This window comes from Nocardioides flavescens (assembly GCF_009823805.1).
Classification (GTDB): Bacteria; Actinomycetota; Actinomycetes; order Propionibacteriales; family Nocardioidaceae; genus Nocardioides; species Nocardioides flavescens.
The window spans coordinates 93,454-111,443 of record NZ_WUEK01000008.1 but is presented as its reverse complement, the minus strand read 5'-3'; the positions used below and the strand labels follow the sequence as shown (position 1 = coordinate 111,443).

Genomic DNA, 17,990 nt, shown 5'->3' with positions numbered 1-17,990 from the left:
CCACGCGGGACAGCACGACGCCCCTCGACTCGGGGGGCGGTGGTCGAGGGGCGTCGTACTGTCAGGAACAACGTGACGGCGCTCACGGCGTTACTCACCGGTAGGGGTGAACGGCGGCCCGGTCCAGACCAGCGACGGCGCCCGGGGTCGGACGCGGCCCGGCCCCCGGGCAGGATGGGCCGGTGCCCTCGCCTGGAGCCCCGCCGGTGAGCCCCGGACGGGTCCTCGTCGTGGAGGACGAGCCCGCCCTGTCCCGGGCGCTCGCGATCAACCTGCGGGCGCACGGGTGGGAGGTCCTCACCGCCCCCGACGCGCGCTCGGCCCTCGACACGGCCGCGACGGGTCACCCCGACGTCGTCGTGCTCGACCTCGGTCTGCCCGACCTCGACGGCACCGAGGTCATCTCGGGGCTCCGCGGGTGGACCAGCGTGCCGATCGTCGTGCTCTCGGCCCGCCACGACGGCGAGGACAAGATCGGTGCGCTCGACCTCGGCGCCGACGACTACGTCACGAAGCCGTTCGCGATGGACGAGCTGATGGCGCGCCTGCGTGCCGCCGTACGACGGGCCGCCGCGCCCGAGCCCACCGTGGCCCAGGTCCGGGTCGGCGACCTCAGCATCGACCTGGCCCGCAAGCGGGTGCAGCGCGGTGAGGCCGAGGTGCGACTGACGCCCACCGAGTGGGCCCTCCTCGAGCTGCTCACGCGCAACCTCGGCCGGCTCGTGACCCGCGAGCAGCTGCTGCGGGAGGTGTGGGGGCCGGCGTACGTCGGCGAGCACCACTACCTGCGCGTCTACACCGCCCAGCTGCGGCGCAAGCTCGAGGCGGACCCCGCGCACCCGCGCCACCTGCTCACCACCAGCGGGTTGGGCTACACCCTCGAGCCCTGATCGCGCGCACCCTGGAGACGCCACACGGCCCGCCCCCGGGTCGGGGACGGGCCGTGGAAGGCGTGGGAGAGGACTGCCTCAGGCGGCGAAGCGGCTCGAGGTGCTCGAGGTGCCCGACGCGCTCGACGAGGCCTTGGCGACCGCGGGACGAGCGAGCTTGCGCTCCATCCGGCGGATCGAGCGGGTGCGACGCCACTCGGTCATCAGGGTCTTGAGGACCCGGAAGCCGTCCTGGAAGGTGCGCAGGTTGGTCTCGCCGAACATCCGCAGCTTCTCGACCGAGGGGACCTCCGCGATCGAGACGCCGGCAGCGGCGAAGCGGCAGTTGATGAGGGTCTCGATCTCGAAGCCGTCGCCCCACACCATCTTGCCGTTGGCAGGCGCCGCGGTGCGGTGGTCGGGCAGGTCGAGCAGCGGGATCATGTCGGCCCAGAACGCGTTGTAGCCGTAGCAGAGGTCGGTGTAGCGCGTGCGCCAGCCGAGGTTGAAGACGCCGTTGAGGAACTTGTTGCCGAGGTTGCGCAGCGGCGTGATGTCGGCGGAGCCACCACCGGCCGTGAACCGCGAGCCCTTGGCGAAGTCGGAACCGCTCTTGAGGGTCTCGACGAAGCGGCTGATCTCGGCGGGGTCGGCGGAGCCGTCGGCGTCGAACATCACCACGATGTCGCCGGTCACCCGGGCGAAGCCGGCGGCCAGGGCGTTGCCCTTGCCGCGACGGGCCTGCAGCACCGTGATGACGTCGGGCAGCGCGCGGCGGGCGGCCATGACGGTGCCGTCGACCGAGCCGCCGTCGACGAGGATGACCTCGTGGACCTTCGGCAGCTGCGGCAGGACCACCGACAGGTTGAGCGCCTCGTTGAGCGCCGGGACGACGATGCTGATGAGCGGGTCGCGGGTGTTGCGCTCGAGACCGGCGAAGTGCTGCGTCATGTGTGTTACCCCCATGTGCTGACTGGTCCCCCACGGTCCAGCCGATGTGGAGAACGTATGCCCGCTGGGGTGTCCTCTCCAAGTGCTACGCAGAGGTAACAGACACCCTTTCGTCGCAGGTCAGAGGCCCTTTTCGGACGTGTGAGCCCGGTGAAGATGTTGACGGATCGTTGAGTCCGGGAGCCCGGTTTCACTTCCTCTTTACCGGCGCGCGAGACCTGGGTCACCCTGACCTCTCCGGCCTGGACCAGTGGGCCCGGCGCGGACGGGCCTGGTGGCGGTGCGAGGATCGAGCCCATGCCCGACCTCTCCGCGCGCGACCGTGAGGTCCTCGCCTTCGAGCGCGCCTGGTGGAAGCACTCCGACGCCAAGGACGCCGCCGTCCGCGACCGGCTCGCCCTGAGCCCGCAGGAGTACTACCAGGCCCTCAACGCGCTCCTCGACCACCCCGAGGCCCTCGAGCTCGACCCGCTGCTCGTCCGCCGCCTCCGGCGCCAGCGGCTCGTCCGCCAGCGGCAGCGCCAGGAGCGCCGCCAGCACAGGTAGGCCCCGGAGGTCGGTCCCCGGTGGTCGAGCCCGGAGGTCGGTCCCGGTGGTTGAGGAAGGACGAAGTCCTGTCTCGAAACCACCTGCGGCGAATGTGGTTTCGAGACAGGCCTAGCGGCCCTCCTCAACCACCGGGAGGACCGGCCAGCGGCCCTCCTCAACCACCGAGGCGTCGGGCGGCGGCCCTCCTCGACCACCGACGAAGAGACTCAGCGGCCGCCCTCGCTCACCGGGACAGGTGGTTCACGTGACCCGTTCGGGTCATTTCGGCCCCACGGGGCCGCGGGGACTTCCGCGGCACCCACCGGGTCGCTAGTGTTCACCTCGTTGAACCGCTGGTGACCCGAGACTCCAGCGGTTCGACTCATTTCTGGGCCTTTTGCGGCGGACGTCGTCCGCCCCGGCCCCAGCCGTTGCCTCAGTCGTCGTCGGAGGCCAGCTCCTCGTCGTGCGTGCCGGGCCGCGGCGCCCAGGGCAGCTCGCGGGCCGGACGTACGACGACCAGCCGATCGCCGCGCGCCAGCTGAGTGACCACCGGGTCGAAGTAGCGGTAGACCTTCTCGTCGCGCACGACCGCGATGACCTGGTCGGGCAGCGACTGCGGCTGCTTGCCCACCTCCGAGACCAGCAGGTCGCGCTCGGCGACCTCGAGGCCCTCGCCGTAGCTGAGCAGGTCCTCCATCACCGAGCCGAGCGTCGGGGAGATCGACGAGACGCCGAGCAGCCGGCCGACGGCGTCGGAGGAGGTGATCACCGAGTTGGCGCCCGACTGCTTCATCAGCGGGGCGTTCTCGTGCTCGCGGGCCGAGGAGACTATGTAGACGTCGGGGTTGAGCTGGCGCACGGTGAGGATCGCGAGCACGTTGGAGTCGTCGCGATTGGTCGTGATGATGACCTGGTCGGCGTCGGCGACGCCCGCGCGGCGCAGCACGTCGCGGCGGGTCGCGTCGCCGGTCACGACGGCCAGGCCGTCGGCGTGGGCCTCGGCGAGCGCCGTCGCGCCCGGGTCGACGACCACGACCGACTCGCGGTCCTGACCGCTGCTGACGAGCGTCTCGACGGCGCTGCGGCCCTTGGTGCCGTAGCCGATGACGACCACGTGGTGGCCCATGGACTTCCTCCAGCGGGAGATGCGGAACTGCTCGCGGCCCTGCGAGGCGAGCACCTCCAGGGTGGTGCCGATCAGCAGCACCAGGAAGGCGATGCGGGCCGGGGTGATGACGAAGGCGTTGACGAGCCGGGCGGTGTCGCTCGCCGGAGCGATGTCGCCGTAGCCGGTCGTGCTGAGCGTGACGGTCGTGTAGTAGAGCGCGTCGATGAGGCTGACGCGGTTGGCCGGATCGGAGTTGTCGACGTAGCCGTCGCGGTCGAACCAGACCAGCGCCACGGTGCCGACGAGGATCGACAGCGCCAGGAGCAGGCGCCGGGTCAGCTCCCACCACGGCGAGCGCGTCCGCTCGGGCAGGGAGACCCGTCCTGCGCGGGACGGAGCGCTCGCGTCGACCACGGGCGCCAACCTAGGTCATCTCACCCGGTCGTCTCACTCGCGCCCCGCGCGCGAGGCTGCCCGCTCACCGGCGAGCACCTGGTCGAACGCCGCGTTGACCGCCGCGCCGATGAGCACGGCGATCGCCACCACGTAGAGCCACAGCAGCACCGCGATCGGCGCCGCCAGCGGTCCGTAGACCGAGCGCGATCCGGCCGCCGTCTCGGTCAGCACCCAGCGCAGGACGTAGCTGCCGACGATCCACGCCACCAGCGAGAAGACCGCCCCGGGCAGGTTGAACCGCCAGCGGGTCCGCACCGGGACCGAGAGGTGGTAGAGCGTGGCCAAGAAGCAGATGCAGACGACGGCGATCACGGGCCAGTAGAAGACGAGCAGCACGTCGAAGCGGTCGGGCAGCGCGTCGCGGACCAGGCGTGGACCAGCGAGCATGAGCGGCAGCGCCGCCGTGCCGGTGACGAGCGCGAGCACGTAGAGCACGAAGGCCAGCGCCCGCGTCTTGACGATCCCGCGGTCGCCGCCGAGCCCGTGCATGATCGTGATGGTGTCGATGAAGACGTTGAGGGCGCGCGAGCCCGACCAGAGGGCGAGCACGAAGCCCACCGAGATGACGTCGAAGCGACCGCCGCGCAGCACGTCGTCCAGCGTCGGCTCGATCACCTTGTCCACCGCGCGCTCGGTCAGGAAGCGCCCCGACAGGTCGAGGATGCCGTCGCGCATCTGCATCACCTGACCGGGGTCGAACTGGCTGGTGACGTAGCCGATGGCGCCCGCGAGGGCGAAGAGCAGCGGCGGCACGGACAGCACCGCGAAGAACGCCGCCTCCGCGGCGAGGCCGGTCACGCGGTAGCGCAGGCACGAGCTCACGGTGCTCACCACGAGCCGCCAGAGCACCGACCCGGCGCGACTGCCGCGCAGCTGGAGCCCGACGGCGAGGGCCCGGCCGCGCAGCTGCCCGCGGGTCAGCGAGGGCTCGACCCGGGGATCAGCGCTCCGATCAGCGCTGAGACCGGCGCTGAGACCGGCGCGGCGGTCGAGGGACTCCCGCTCCGCGACCATGGACCTACGGTAGGTCCATGGCTCCGCAGAACGCCGCAAGCAGCAGCGGTGACGGTCGTCGCACGGCGTCTCGCCGCGAGGTGCTCAACCAGGCCCCGCCCCTGGTGGGCCACGACGTCGTCGGCGCCGACCTCGCTCTCAGCGAGGCCGTCGTGCGCCACGGCTCGACCGAGACCCTCGACGGGCTGCACGACCTCGGCCGCGAGGCCGGCAGCGCCGAGGCGCGCGAGCACGGACGCCTGGCCAACGAGCACCACCCGCAGCTGCGGGCCTACGACCGCTACGGCCACCGCGTCGACGAGGTCGAGTTCCACCCGTCCTGGCACTGGCTGATGGAACGCGCCGTCGGTCACGGCCTCGCGGCCGCGGCCTGGGAGCGACAGGCCGACGGCGACGCGCACGCCCACGTACGGCGCGCGGCCGGGTTCATGGCGTGGTCCCACACCGAGCCCGGGCACGGCTGCCCGGTCTCGATGACCTACGCCGCCGTGCCCGCCCTGCGCGCCGACGACGCGCTGGCCAAGGAGTGGACGCCGCTGCTCGCCTCGACGGCGTACGACCCCGGGCTGCGCCCGGTCCAGGACAAGCGCGGCGCGCTGTGCGGGATGGGGATGACCGAGAAGCAGGGCGGCTCCGACGTGCGGGCCAACGTCACGCGGGCCGTGCCGCAGTCGGACGGCACCTACACCCTGCACGGGCACAAGTGGTTCACCTCGGCCCCGATGAACGACGTCTTCCTGGTGCTGGCGCAGACCGAGGGCGGGGTGACGTGCTTCGTCGTGCCGCGGGTGCTCCCCGACGGCACCCGCAACCCGCTCGACGTCGTGCGCCTCAAGGACAAGCTCGGCAACCGCTCCAACGCCTCCTCCGAGCTGGAGTTCGACGGCACGGTGGCGATCCGGCTGGGTGACGAGGGCCGCGGGGTCCGCACCATCATCGAGATGGTGGCCGCCACGCGCCTCGACTGCGTCCTCGGCTCCGCCTCGCTGATGCGACGCGCGGTCTCCGAGGCCGCCTGGCACGTCGCGCACCGCTCGGCGTTCGGCTCGCTGCTCGCCGACAAGCCGCTGATGCGCAACGTCGTCGCCGACCTGGCGGTCGAGAGCGAGGCCGCCACCGCGCTCGCGATCCGCCTCGCCGCGGCCGTCGACCGCCTGCACGATCCGCACGAGGCGGCGCTGCGACGCCTGGCGCTGCCGCTGGCGAAGTTCTGGGTCTGCAAGCGCACCCCCGCGATGACCGCGGAGGCCCTGGAGTGCCTGGGCGGCAACGGCTACGTCGAGGAGTCGACGATGCCGCTGCTCTACCGCGAGGCGCCGCTCAACTCGGTGTGGGAGGGCTCGGGCAACGTCAACGCGCTCGACGTGCTGCGAGCCCTCGGCCGCGAGCCCGAGGCGCTCGACGCCTGGATCACCGAGGTCGGTCTGGCCCGCGGCGGCGACGCCCGCCTGGACCGGGCCGTCGACGACACGCTGGGTCTGCTCGGCACCCTGCTCGGTGACCCCGACCAGCTCGAGGTGCAGGCGCGCCGCCTCGCCGGCCGAATGGCCGCGGTGCTCCAGGGCTCGCTGCTGGTGCGGTTCGCTCCGGCCGAGGTGGCCGACGTCTTCTGCGCCTCGCGCCTCGGGTCGTCGTACGACGGCACGTTCGGCGCGCTGGCCGGCGGCGACCTGCGCGGGATCGTCGAGCGAACCACCCCGACCCCGGCCTGAGGTCCACCTGACGACGGCACCGGCCCGTCGCGTTCCCCCCCCAGGGACGCGACGGGCCGGTGACGTGAGCGGTGCGTCAGGCGCGGACAGCCTCGCGCTCGGCCGCCTGCGCGGGCTGCTCGGCGTCGACGTCGTCGTGCAGGTCCTCGTCGTCGAGCATCGTGGTCTCGTCGAAGGGGTCCTGACCGGCGAGGACGCGGTCGAGCTTGTCGCGGTCGAGGCTGTGGGTCCAGTGGCCCACGAGGACGGTCGCGACGGCGTTGCCGGCGAAGTTGGTGACCGCGCGGGCCTCCGACATGAACCGGTCGATGCCGACGATCAGGCCCACGCCGTCGACCAGCTCGGGGCGGTGCGAGCTGAGGCCACCGGCGAGGGTGGCCATGCCGGCGCCGGTGACGCCCGCGGCGCCCTTGGAGGCGATGACCATGAAGACGAGCAGCGAGACCTGCTCCCCGATCGACAGCGGGTCGCCCAGCGCCTCGGCGATGAACAGCGAGGCCATCGTCAGGTAGATCGCCGTGCCGTCGAGGTTGAAGGAGTAGCCGGTGGGCACGACGACGCCCACGGTCGGCTTGTCGACGCCGGCGTGCTCCATCTTGGCGATCAGGCGGGGCAAGGCCGACTCGGAGGACGAGGTCGAGACGATGAGCAGGAACTCGCGGCCGAGGTAGGCCAGGAGCTTGAAGATGTTGATGCCGGTGACGACCTTGAGCAGCGTGCCCAGGACGACGAAGACGAAGATCGCGCAGGTGAGGTAGAAGGCGACCATCAGGATCGCGAGGCTCTTCAGGGCGCCGATTCCGGTCTCGCCGATCACCGCGGCCATCGCGCCGAAGGCGCCGACGGGGGCGGCCCACATGATCATCGACAGCACGCGGAAGACCAGGCGCTGCACGTGCGTGATGCCGCGCAGGATCGGCTTGCCGGCCGAGCCCATCTGCTGCAGGGCGAAGCCGACGAGCAGCGCGACGAACAGCGTCTGCAGGACCGAGCCGCTGGTCAGCGAGGAGAGCAGCGAGTCGGGGATGATGCCGAGGAGGAACTCGGTGGTGCTGCCGTGGCCGGTCGCGGCCAGCTCGCGGCCGGCGTCGACGGCGGCCGGGTCGAGGCGCAGGCCGTCACCGGGCTTGATGAGGTTGCCGACGACCATCCCGATGGCCAGGGCGAACGTCGACATCGTGATGAAGTAGCCGAGGGCGAGGCCCCCGACCCGACCCACCTTGGCGGCGTTCGCGACCGAGCCGACGCCGATGACGATCGTGCAGAAGATGACCGGCTGGATCATCATCCGGATCAGGTCGACGAAGCCGGTGCCGATCGGCTTGAGCTGCTTGGCGAACTCCGGCGCGACGACGCCCACCAGGATGCCGAGCCCCACGGCGACGATCACCGCGATGTAGAGGTAGTGCGTGCGGCTCTTGGGGGCGTGCCCCGAGGCCGTCGAGGTGTGGCTCGCCATGTGTTCCTCCTGCGGTTCTGCGCCGGACCACCCGGCGTGACGTGGGTCTCAGATTGCGTCGTCGTGTGAGGGCGGTCACCGTTGTGGTCGTTGAGTTCGTGAGATCGGTGCCACAATCCCTGGCATGCGACGACGCCCGCGGCTCGGGAGGGCGAGCGAGCTCCCGCTGGCCCGGCAGGTCCTGCTGCTGCAGGTCGGGCTCGTGCTGCTGCTCGTCGTCGGCGCGAGCACCCTGGCGACGTACGACGCGCGTCGGGACGTGCGCACCTCCGCGACCGACCGCGCGCTCGCCGTCGCGCGCGCGGTGGCCGACTCCCCCACCATCGACGAGGCGCTCGCGACGCCCGACCCGAGCGCGACCATCCAGCCCTTCGCCGAGCAGGTGCGCACCGACACCGGCGTCGACTTCGTGACGGTGATGTCGCCCGAGCGGATCCGCTACAGCCACCCCGACCCGGCCAACATCGGCAAGCGGTTCGTCGGCGACGTGGGCGACGCGCCGCAGGGGCGGGCCTTCACGCAGCAGTACACCGGCACGCTGGGGCCCTCGATGCGCGCCGTCGTGCCGGTGCGCGAGGGTGGCGACGGCCCGGTCGTCGCGCTCGTGTCGGTCGGCATCACGGTGCAGGCGATCGACCGCCAGCTGCGCCGCGACCTGACGATCATCGCGATCGCCGCGCTGCTCGTGCTGGGCGTCGGCCTGCTGGGCAGCTGGCTCGTCGGGCGGCGGCTGCGCCGGCAGACCCACGGGCTCGGGGCGCGTGAGCTGACCCGGATGTACGAGTACTACACCGCCGTCCTCGGCGCCGTGCGCGAGGGACTGCTGCTGCTCGACACCTCCGGACGGGTGCAGCTCGCGAACGACGAGGCGCGGCGGCTGCTCGACCTGCCGGACGACGTCGTGGGCCGACGGCTCGACGGGCTCGGCCTCGCCCCGGGCCTCGTCTCGGCCGCCCTCAACCGCACCGCGGAGTCCGACGACCTCTACCTCGCCGGCGACCGGGTGCTGGTGGTCTCGTCCTCCCCCGCCACCTGGAAGGGCGCCGACGTGGGTGCGGTGGTGACGCTGCGCGACCACACCGAGCTGCGGGCGGTCACGGGCGAGCTCGACGCCGTGCGCGGGCTCAGCGACTCGCTGCGCGCCCAGAGCCACGAGTCGGCCAACCGGCTGCACACCGTCGTCTCGCTCATCGAGCTCGGCCGGGTCGAGGAGGCCGTCGACTTCGCGACCGAGGAGCTGCAGGTCGCGCAGCTGCTCACTGACCGCGTGGTCGACGCCGTCGGCGACCCGGTCGTCGAGGCGCTGCTGCTCGGCAAGCACGCCGACGCCGCCGAGCGCGGCATCGAGCTGCGCATCGGCGGCTCGCTCCCGCCGGCCGGCGTACCCGCCCGCGACCTGGTGACCGTGCTCGGCAACCTCGTCGACAACGCCTTCGACGCCGTGGCCGAGCAGCCGCTCGGGCAGCGGCGGGTCGACGTCGAGCTCGGCGGCTCCCCCGGTCCGAACGGCTCCGTCGTCGTCACCGTCGGCGACAGCGGGTGCGGGCTCGACGACGACGCCCTCGCCCACGCCTTCGAGCGCGGGTGGAGCACCAAGGCCACCGGCGGCGGGGCCGGCGCCGGTGGGCGGGGCCTCGGCCTGGCGCTGGTCGCCCAGACCGCCCGCCGCCGCGACGGGAGCGTCGGCACCGGGCGCTCCCCCCTCGGCGGCGCGTCGTTCGAGGTCGTGCTGCGGTGAGCGTGCGAGTGCTCGTGGTGGAGGACGAGCAGACGGCGGCCGAGGCGCATGCGGCGTACGTCGAGCGCGTGCCGGGCTTCGAGCTGGCCGGCGTCGCCCGCTCCGCCGGCGACGCGGCGCGGCTGCTCGACGCCGACCGCGAGGTCGACCTGGTGCTGCTCGACATGCACCTGCCCGACGGGCACGGTCTGGGGCTCCTGCAGCGGCTGCGCGCCGCGGGCCACCGCTGCGACGTCATCGCCGTGACCTCCGCGCGCGACGCGGACGTGGTGCGCGCCGCGGTGACCCACGGCGTCGCGCACTACCTGCTCAAGCCGTTCACCTACCCGACGTTCCGCGCCAAGCTCGAGCAGTACGCCGCCTACCGCGCCTCGGTGGCCGCCGACAGCGACCTCGACCAGGACGGCGTCGACGCCCTGCTCGGCTCGCTGCGACCTACCGCCAGCGCCCTGCCCAAGGGGATGAGTCCCGAGACGCTGCGCGCGGTCAGCGCCGCCCTGCGCGACGCAGACGGCGGGCTGTCGGCGACCGAGGCGGCAGCGGCCGTGGGTGCCTCGCGGGTCACCGTCCGGCGCTACCTCGAGCACCTCGCCGACACCGGGCGCGCCGAGCGCCACCCCCGCTACGGCGGCAGCGGCCGGCCCGAGGTGGAGTACCGCCGGGCCTGACCCGCGCCGCATCGCTGTAACGCGGAGTTGGTGGTGGTCCCGACCCGTTGCAACGGGTCGGGAGGGCCACCAACTCCGCGTTGCAGCTGGCGGGGCGCGGCCGGAGAGGCCGTCAGGCCAGGGTGAGGCCCGGGTAGAGCGGGTGCTTGTCGAGGAGCTCGGCGGAGGCGTCGCGGACCTTGTCGGCCACGCCCTCGGCGAGGGTGTAGCTCGCCTTGGACGGGGTGCCGGCCCTGGTCGTGCCCGGCTGGGTGTTCTGCAGGACGGTCACGATCAGCTCGGCGACGGTGTCGAACTCGTCCTTGCCGAAGCCGCGGGTCGTCAGCGCGGGGGTGCCGAGGCGGATGCCAGAGGTGTACCACGCGCCGTTGGGGTCGGCCGGGACGGAGTTGCGGTTGGTGACCACGCCGGCGTCGAGCAGGGCCGACTCGGCCTGGCGGCCGGTGAGACCGAACGACGACACGTCGAGCAGCACGAGGTGGTTGTCGGTGCCGCCGGTCACGAGGGTCGCCCCGCGCTGCAGGAACCCCTCGGCGAGCGTCTGGGCGTTGTCGGCGACGTCGTGGGCGTAGCTGCGGAACGACTCCTGGCGCGCCTCGGCCAGCGCGACCGCCTTGGCGGCCATCGCGTGCGAGAGCGGACCGCCGAGCACCATCGGGCAACCGCGGTCGACCGACGGCGCGAACTCCTCGGTGGCCAGCACCATGCCGCCGCGGGGGCCGCGCAGGCTCTTGTGCGTGGTCGTCGTGACGACGTGGGCGTGCGGCACCGGGTCCTCGTCGCCGGTGAAGACCTTGCCGGCCACCAGGCCCGCGAAGTGGGCCATGTCGACCATGAGGGTGGCGCCGACCTCGTCGGCGATCTCGCGCACCTTGGCGAAGTCCACCCGGCGGGGGTACGCCGAGTAACCGGCCACGAGGATCAGCGGCTTGAACTCGCGGGCCTTGGCGGCCAGGGCGTCGTAGTCGAGCAGGCCCGTGGTCGGGTCGGTGCCGTACTGCTGCTGGTGGAACATCTTGCCGCTGATGTTGGGGCGGAAGCCGTGGGTGAGGTGGCCGCCGGCGTCGAGGCTCATGCCCAGCAGTCGCTGGTTGCCGAGCTCGCGGCGCAGCGACTCCCAGTCCTCCTCGGTGAGGTCGTTGACGTTCTTCGCCTGCGCCTTCTCGAGCCAGGGGCCCTCGACGCGGTGGGCGAGGATCGACCAGAACGCCACCAGGTTGGCGTCGATGCCCGAGTGCGGCTGGACGTAGGCGTACTCCGCGCCGAAGAGCTCGCGGGCGTGCTCGGCGGCGAGCGCCTCGACGGTGTCGACGTTCTGGCAGCCGGCGTAGAAGCGGTGGCCGACCGTGCCCTCGGCGTACTTGTCGCTGAACCACGTGCCCTGGGTGAGGAGAACGGCGGGCGAGGCGTAGTTCTCGCTGGCGATGAGCTTGAGCGAGCCGCGCTGGTCGGCGAGCTCCTGGCGCGTGGCCTCCGCGATGCGGGGCTCGACCGAGGCGATCACCTCGAGAGCCTGGGCGTAGGCGGAGCTGGTGAGGGCGGCGAGGTCCTGGGCCATGCCGCCAGACTAGGGCTGTTGGCCGGGTCACGCACAGGCGCGTGGCCCGCCCCGGCGGTCCTACGGCCCCCTTGGAACTCAAACGGTCCACATAGCGAGACGTCTGTCTCACATCACGAGATGTCGGTTTGTGGACGGGTGGTCCACGGGCTGAGACTGGTTGACATGGTCACCGCTGCCACCTCCGCGCACCTCGTGGTCCGACGCCACGTGGACCTGATGCGCACCCGCAGCATGATCTGTCGGTCCCGCTGAGCGCCTCGCACCCGCTGCACCTCACGACCGTCCAGCCGACCGCCAGCCCGCGCCGCTCGAGCCGAGCGCGGCACTCCAGCGAAGGACCCGCATGTCCGACCCGCGCTTCAGCGCCACCAAGGCCCAGCACACCGAGATCCCCCGCCCCAAGCGCGGTGAGGGTCAGTGGGCGCTGGGCTACACCGAGCCGCTGAACAAGAACGAGCAGTCGAAGAAGGACGACGACCCGCTCAACGTGCGCGACCGGATCCTCCACGTCTACTCCAAGCGCGGCTTCGCCTCCATCGACCCGGCCGACCTGCGCGGCCGGTTCCGCTGGATGGGGCTCTACACCCAGCGCGCCCCGGGCTTCGACGGCGGCAAGACCGCCACCGTGGCCGAGGAGGAGCTCGACGACTCCTACTTCATGATGCGCGTGCGCTCCGACGGGCGCCTGCTCGACGCGGGCACCGTCCGCGCGCTGGGCGAGGTCGGCGTGGAGTACGCCCGCGACACCGCCGACGTCACCGACCGCGAGAACATCCAGTACCACTGGATCCGCGTGGAGGACGTCCCCGCGATCTGGGAACGGCTCGAGGCCGCCGGCCTCGACACCACCGAGGCGTGCGGCGACTCGCCGCGACCGTTCCTCGGCTCGCCGGTCGCCGGCGTCGCCAAGGACGAGATCATCGACGGCTCCAGCGCGCTCGCCGAGATCAAGCGGCGCTACATCGGCGACCCGGCGTTCTCGAACTTCCCCCGCAAGTTCAAGACCGCGCTCACCGGCCACCCGAGCCACGATGTGGCCCCCGAGGTCAACGACGTCGCCTTCGTCGGCACGGTCCACCCCGAGCACGGACCGGGCTTCGACGTCTGGGTGGGCGGCGGCCTCTCGACCAACCCGATGCTGGCCCAGAAGCTCGGCGTCTGGATCCCGCTCGACCAGGTGCCCGACGTCTGGGAGGGCGTGGCCTCGATCTTCCGCGACTACGGCTACCGCCGGCTGCGCTCACGCGCCCGTCTGAAGTTCCTCGTCGCCGACTGGGGCGTGGAGAAGTTCCGCGAGGTGCTCGAGAAGGAGTACCTCGGCCGCGAGCTCGTGTCCTGCGAGTCGCCCGCCTCCCCCACCGGCCACCGCGACCACGTCGGCGTGCACGAGCAGAAGGACGGCAACTTCTACGTCGGCCTCGCGCCGTCGGCCGGCCGCGTCAGCGGCACCACCCTGGTGGCCCTCGCCGACCTCATGGAGCGCCACGGCGTCGCCGGTGCCCGCCTGACGCCGTACCAGAAGATCGTCCTGATCGGCGTCGCTCCCGACCAGGTCGAGCCGCTGGTCGAGGCCCTCGACGGCATCGGTCTGCCGGCGCGGCCGTCCGGCTGGCGCCAGAACACGATGGCCTGCACCGGCATCGAGTTCTGCAAGCTGGCCATCGTCGAGACCAAGGCCCGCGCCCGCGACCTCGTCACCGAGCTCGAGAAGCGCTTCCCCGGCCTCGACGTGCCGATCACGGTCAACGTCAACGGCTGCCCCAACGCCTGCGCGCGCACCCAGGTCGCCGACATCGGCCTCAAGGGCCAGCTCGTCATGCACGAGGGCCAGCAGGTCGACGGGTTCCAGGTCCACCTCGGCGGTGCGACCGGGCTGCAGGCCAACTTCGGCCGCAAGCTGCGCGCGCACAAGGTGACCAGCGCCGGGCTCGACGACTACGTCACCGTCGTCGTCACCAACTTCCTGGCCGACCGCGCCGACGACGAGAGCTTCGCCGGCTGGGTCGCCCGCGCCGACGAGGCGCTGCTCCGCGGCGACAAGACGCTGGAGCCGACGTCGGAGCCCGCGCCGTGAGCGAGCGCGGTTTCCCGCTGCACTGCCCCTACTGCGGCGAGAGCGACCTGTGGCCGCACGAGGTGACCTCGGACGCGGGTGAGGTGACCTCACCGCACGGGGCCTGGGAATGCCGTGGGTGCCTGCGCGCCTTCTCCCTGAAGATGCTCGGCCTCGTCCGGCCGGGCTCATCGACGCAGGGAGCGCAGTCATGACCGGAGCCGCCACCACCCAGCTCGCCCGAGACAACCGCGCCATCGAGACCGCCGGCCGATCGCCGGAGGAGCTGCGCGAGCTCGTCTCCCACTGGGGTGCCGAGCTCGAGCTCGCCCCGGCCGAGACGATCATCGAGTGGGCCGCCGCGACCTTCGGCGAGCGCTTCTGCGTGACCTCCTCGATGGGTGACGCCGTGCTCGCCGACGTGGCCTCCAAGGTCGTCCCCGGCATCGACGTCGTCTTCCTCGACACCGGCTACCACTTCGTCGAGACGATCGGCACCCGCGACGCCGTGGCCGCGACGCTCGACGTCAACCTGCTGACCATCACGCCCGTGCAGAGCGTGGCGGAGCAGGACGCGGCGTACGGCAAGGACCTCTACAAGACCGACCCCGACCTGTGCTGCAAGCTCCGCAAGGTGCAGCCGCTGGCCGACTCCCTCGCCGGCTACGACGCCTGGGCGACCGGGCTGCGCCGCGCCGAGACCCACAACCGGGTCATCGCGCCGGTCATCGGCTGGGACGCCAAGAAGGGCAAGGTCAAGGTCTCCCCGCTGGCGCGGTGGAGCGACGAGCAGGTCGAGGCCTACATCGTCGAGAACGGCGTGCTGGTCAACCCCCTGGTCTACGACGGCTACCCGTCGATCGGCTGCGCCCCGTGCACGCGGCGCGTCGCTCCGGGCGAGGACGCCCGCAGCGGCCGTTGGGCCGGCACCAACAAGACCGAGTGCGGCATCCACTCGTGAGTGAGCGCCTGAACGTGCTCACGGCGACGCCCGCCCGGCTGGACACACCCGAAGGGAGGCCGTCGTGGCCGCTCCTGCCCTGATCGCCCTGGCCCACGGGAGCCGTGACCGTCGCAGCGCCGCGACGATCAAGGCCCTCGTCGACGAGGTCCGCTCGATGCGCCCCGACCTGCGGGTCGAGGCAGCGTTCCTCGAGCTCTCCAAGCCCGACTTCCACTCCGTCGTGGACCGCCTCGTCAAGGCCGGTCACGACGAGATCGTCGTCGTGCCGCTGCTGCTCACCCACGCCTACCACGCCCGCGTCGACGTGCCGGCCGGCATCGCCGAGGCCGCCGAGCGTCACCCCGGGCTGCGGATCGAGGCGACCTCGATCCTCGGTCTCGAGGCGTCCTTCCTCGAGGTGCTCGACCTGCGCCTGCGCGAGGCCCTGAGCTCGGCGCGGGTGCGCGAGCTCGACGCCCTGGTGCTCGCGGCCGCGGGCTCGAGCGACCCCCTCGCCAACCAGGCCGTGGCCCGTCTCGCCCGGCTCTGGGGCACGCACCACCGCCTGCCCGTGACCGCGGCGTACGCCTCGAGCGTGCCGCCGGCCACGGGTGAGGCCGTGCGGGCCTTCCGCGCCCAGGGGCGTCGCCACATCGCCGTCGCCTCGCTCTTCCTCGCCCCCGGGCTGCTGCCCGACCGGGCAGCCGAGCTGGCGCTCGAGGCCGGTGCCGTCGCGGTGTCCGAGCCGCTCGGCGCGCACCCCAACCTCGCCCGCACAGTGCTCGCGCGGTACGCCGTCGGCGCGGTGGAGCTGGTCCCGGTCTGAGACCGCTGTCCCTCGGTTCAGCCCCGGGTCAGCCGACGAGCCGGCCCAGGAGACGTGCGAGCTCGCCTCCGGGATCGGACGTGACGCCGCCGTGCACGGGTCCGGGCTGGATCACCGTGGAGCGAGGGGCGCGCAGGAACCCGAACCGCTGGGTCAGGCGCTCGGCCCCGGGCGCGCCCGCACTCGGGTGGCCGGCGCAGACCGCCTCGACGAACGCCAGGGACTCACGCACACGCTCGACGTCGAGCGAGGCGTCGAGGGCGTGCAGGCGGGCCGCGTCGACGTGGCACTGCGCCGCCAGGAAGTCGGCCATCCGGCAGTGCAGCACCACCCCGACGTTGAGGAACTCCTCGCGGTCCACGCGCGGCACGCACCGCAGCACGACGTACTCGTAGGCGAGGCGGCGCGGGGCCTCTCCCCCGCTCACGCCTCGCCCGCCCGCGGCAGCCAGGCGTCGCTCCCGAGCCGGGCGTCGAGGAACGCGACGTACGCCGCGCGCACGGCGTCGGGCGTCTCCGCGCCCGGGACCGGCTCCAGCCAGGCGTCGGGCACCGCGGAGAGGACGTCTGCGAACACCTCGGGGCCGAGCAGCGCCCTCAGCTGCGGGTCGAGCGCGGCCAGGTCCGCGACGTGGTCGCGGAAGACATGGTCGTCGACGTTCCACGGCTGGGCGGCGAACCGCTCGGCCGCGCCGTCCTTCTCGAGCGAGCCGCCGGCCCACCCGTGGTGGAAGTAGAGCGAGGCCCCGTGGTCGATGACCCACAGCCGCCCGTGCCACACGAGCAGGTTGGGGTTGCGCCAGCTGCGGTCGACGTTGGCCACGAAGGCGTCGAGCCACAGCACCCGAACCGGGTCACCCGCCGGCTCGTCGTCGGCGGGCACGTGGCCGTCGAAGCCGAACGAGCCGGGCAGGAAGTCGGCCCCCAGGTTGAGTCCGGCGCTGGCGTTGAGCAGGTCCTGGACCTCCTCGTCGGCCTCGTAGCGCGCGATCTCCGGGTCGAGCTCGAGGGCGACGAGGCGCGGGGTCCGCAACCCCAGTCGCTCGGCGAGGCCGGCGACGACGACCTCCGCGACGAGCACCCGCACGCCCTGGCCCGCTCCGCGGAACTTGCAGACGTAGGTGCCGAGATCGTCAGCCTCGACGATCCCCGGCAGGCTGCCCCCCTCGCGCAGCGGGGTGACGTAGCGGGTGACGGCGACGGTGGGCAGCGGCCCGTTCATCCGAGCGGCTTCTCGGACACGAGCCGCCTGCGCTGCTCGTCGACGTCGAAGTCGGCGGCCGGCCACTGCGGGTCGAGGCCGGCGAGCGTCGCGTGCAGCAGGTGCCCGATGGCGAGGTTGCGGTACCACTTGCGGTCCGACGGGACGACGTACCACGGCGCGTGCTCGGTCGACGTGCGCTCGATCGCGATCTCGTAGGCCTCCTGGTAGGCCGGCCAGAAGGCACGCTCGTCGAGGTCACCGGGGTTGAACTTCCAGTGCTTCTCGGGAGCGTCGAGGCGCGCGAGCAGGCGCTCGCGCTGCTCCTGCGCCGAGATGTGGAGCATGCACTTGAGGACGGTGGTGCCCTGCTCGGTCAGGCGGGCCTCGAAGTCGTTGATGGCGGCGTAGCGACGGTCGATCTCCTCGGGCGGGGCGAGCGAGCGGACCCGGCCGATCAGGACGTCCTCGTAGTGCGACCGGTCGAACACCCCGACGTAGCCCGGCTCGGGCGCGGCGCGCTCGATGCGCCAGAGGAAGTCGTGGGCGCGCTCCTCGTCGGTCGGTGCCTTGAACGACGTGATGCGCACGCCCTGGGGATCGACGAGGCCGACGGTGTGCTTGAGGGTGCCGCCCTTGCCGGAGGTGTCCATGCCCTGCAGCACGAGCAGCACGCTGCGGGTGCGCTCGGCGTAGAGGCGCTCCTGCAGGTCCATCAGCGCCGGGGCGAGATCGGCGAGGGCCTGGACCCCTGCGGCCTTGCCGCCGTCCCACCCGGGCGTCGCGTCGGTCGGCACCGCGGCCAGGTGGAAGCCGGCCGGGTCGGCCCGCAGGGACGAGGGGTGGAAGGTCACGTCGTGGGCCACGCTCTCCAACCTAGTAGGACGGGCAGAGAGACCGC

16 protein-coding genes are annotated in these 17,990 nt (G+C 72.5%); 8 read left to right on the top strand and 8 right to left on the bottom strand.

The window, feature by feature from the left end:
• Positions 1 to 182 precede the first annotated feature (182 nt).
• Positions 183 to 890 (top strand): response regulator, encoded by a 708-nt coding sequence (locus GRQ65_RS13905; protein ID WP_160878578.1) that lies wholly within the window; start codon positions 183 to 185, stop codon positions 888 to 890.
• 78 nt (positions 891 to 968) lie between these two features.
• Here GRQ65_RS13905 and GRQ65_RS13900 read toward each other — a convergent pair whose 3' ends face one another.
• Complete coding sequence (locus GRQ65_RS13900) at positions 969 to 1,820, bottom strand: glycosyltransferase family 2 protein (RefSeq protein WP_202388095.1); 852 nt, start codon at positions 1,818 to 1,820, stop codon at positions 969 to 971.
• A 297-nt stretch (positions 1,821 to 2,117) separates the two neighbouring features.
• On the opposite strand from GRQ65_RS13900, the gene GRQ65_RS13895 reads away from it, so the two are divergent.
• A complete protein-coding gene (locus GRQ65_RS13895) occupies positions 2,118 to 2,366 on the top strand; it encodes a DUF3263 domain-containing protein (protein WP_160878576.1) in 249 nt (82 codons plus the stop codon).
• Positions 2,367 to 2,784: 418 nt separating this feature from the next.
• Here the strand turns inward: GRQ65_RS13895 and GRQ65_RS13890 are convergent, their stop codons facing one another.
• Together GRQ65_RS13890 and GRQ65_RS13885 are read right to left on the bottom strand one after the other, a co-directional pair.
• Positions 2,785 to 3,873 (bottom strand): potassium channel family protein, encoded by a 1,089-nt coding sequence (locus GRQ65_RS13890; RefSeq protein ID WP_337191727.1) that lies wholly within the window; start codon positions 3,871 to 3,873, stop codon positions 2,785 to 2,787.
• A 33-nt stretch (positions 3,874 to 3,906) separates the two neighbouring features.
• Positions 3,907 to 4,929: a YihY/virulence factor BrkB family protein gene (locus tag GRQ65_RS13885; RefSeq protein ID WP_160878575.1), complete on the bottom strand. Its 1,023-nt coding sequence runs from the start codon at positions 4,927 to 4,929 to the stop codon at positions 3,907 to 3,909.
• 17 nt (positions 4,930 to 4,946) lie between these two features.
• Between GRQ65_RS13885 and GRQ65_RS13880 the strand changes: the two genes are divergently transcribed.
• Entirely contained in the window at positions 4,947 to 6,641 is a 1,695-nt protein-coding gene (locus GRQ65_RS13880) for an acyl-CoA dehydrogenase family protein (RefSeq protein ID WP_160878574.1), read from the top strand.
• Positions 6,642 to 6,717: 76 nt separating this feature from the next.
• On the opposite strand, the gene GRQ65_RS13875 is transcribed toward GRQ65_RS13880, so the two are convergent.
• The gene (locus GRQ65_RS13875; RefSeq protein WP_160878573.1) at positions 6,718 to 8,100 is read right to left on the bottom strand and encodes a cation:dicarboxylate symporter family transporter; all 1,383 of its coding nucleotides are present in this window, start codon (positions 8,098 to 8,100) and stop codon (positions 6,718 to 6,720) included.
• Positions 8,101 to 8,224: 124 nt separating this feature from the next.
• Here GRQ65_RS13875 and GRQ65_RS13870 point away from each other — a divergent pair, with 124 nt between their 5' ends.
• Both GRQ65_RS13870 and GRQ65_RS13865 read left to right on the top strand, forming a co-directional pair.
• Entirely contained in the window at positions 8,225 to 9,838 is a 1,614-nt protein-coding gene (locus tag GRQ65_RS13870) for a sensor histidine kinase (RefSeq protein ID WP_160878572.1), read from the top strand.
• Positions 9,835 to 10,506 (top strand): response regulator, encoded by a 672-nt coding sequence (locus GRQ65_RS13865; RefSeq protein ID WP_160878571.1) that lies wholly within the window; start codon positions 9,835 to 9,837, stop codon positions 10,504 to 10,506. The genes GRQ65_RS13870 and GRQ65_RS13865 overlap by 4 nt, the downstream gene beginning before the upstream one ends.
• A gap of 112 nt (positions 10,507 to 10,618) precedes the next feature.
• Here the strand turns inward: GRQ65_RS13865 and GRQ65_RS13860 are convergent, their stop codons facing one another.
• Positions 10,619 to 12,064 carry a glycine hydroxymethyltransferase gene (locus tag GRQ65_RS13860; protein ID WP_160878570.1) on the bottom strand — a complete coding sequence of 482 codons (1,446 nt, stop codon included), beginning with the start codon at positions 12,062 to 12,064 and terminating at the stop codon, positions 10,619 to 10,621.
• 346 nt (positions 12,065 to 12,410) lie between these two features.
• Here GRQ65_RS13860 and GRQ65_RS13855 point away from each other — a divergent pair, with 346 nt between their 5' ends.
• The 3 genes from GRQ65_RS13855 to GRQ65_RS13845 all read left to right on the top strand — a co-directional run bounded on the left by GRQ65_RS13855 (position 12,411) and on the right by GRQ65_RS13845 (position 15,889).
• A complete protein-coding gene (locus tag GRQ65_RS13855; RefSeq protein ID WP_160878569.1) occupies positions 12,411 to 14,141 on the top strand; it encodes a nitrite/sulfite reductase in 1,731 nt (576 codons plus the stop codon).
• A gap of 190 nt (positions 14,142 to 14,331) precedes the next feature.
• Positions 14,332 to 15,081: a phosphoadenylyl-sulfate reductase gene (locus tag GRQ65_RS13850; RefSeq protein WP_160878568.1), complete on the top strand. Its 750-nt coding sequence runs from the start codon at positions 14,332 to 14,334 to the stop codon at positions 15,079 to 15,081.
• Between the two features lie 64 nt (positions 15,082 to 15,145).
• Entirely contained in the window at positions 15,146 to 15,889 is a 744-nt protein-coding gene (locus tag GRQ65_RS13845; protein ID WP_160878567.1) for a CbiX/SirB N-terminal domain-containing protein, read from the top strand.
• Positions 15,890 to 15,917: 28 nt separating this feature from the next.
• On the opposite strand, the gene GRQ65_RS13840 is transcribed toward GRQ65_RS13845, so the two are convergent.
• From GRQ65_RS13840 to GRQ65_RS13830, 3 genes are read right to left on the bottom strand one after another with little or no spacing between them, the layout of a single operon-like run.
• Positions 15,918 to 16,316 carry a DUF3037 domain-containing protein gene (locus GRQ65_RS13840; protein ID WP_160878566.1) on the bottom strand — a complete coding sequence of 133 codons (399 nt, stop codon included), beginning with the start codon at positions 16,314 to 16,316 and terminating at the stop codon, positions 15,918 to 15,920.
• Positions 16,313 to 17,110 carry a HipA family kinase gene (locus GRQ65_RS13835; protein WP_160878565.1) on the bottom strand — a complete coding sequence of 266 codons (798 nt, stop codon included), beginning with the start codon at positions 17,108 to 17,110 and terminating at the stop codon, positions 16,313 to 16,315. Before GRQ65_RS13835 ends, GRQ65_RS13840 begins: the two co-directional genes overlap by 4 nt.
• The gene (locus tag GRQ65_RS13830; RefSeq protein ID WP_160878564.1) at positions 17,107 to 17,955 is read right to left on the bottom strand and encodes a PPK2 family polyphosphate kinase; all 849 of its coding nucleotides are present in this window, start codon (positions 17,953 to 17,955) and stop codon (positions 17,107 to 17,109) included. The genes GRQ65_RS13835 and GRQ65_RS13830 overlap by 4 nt, the downstream gene beginning before the upstream one ends.
• Positions 17,956 to 17,990: the final 35 nt, after the last annotated feature.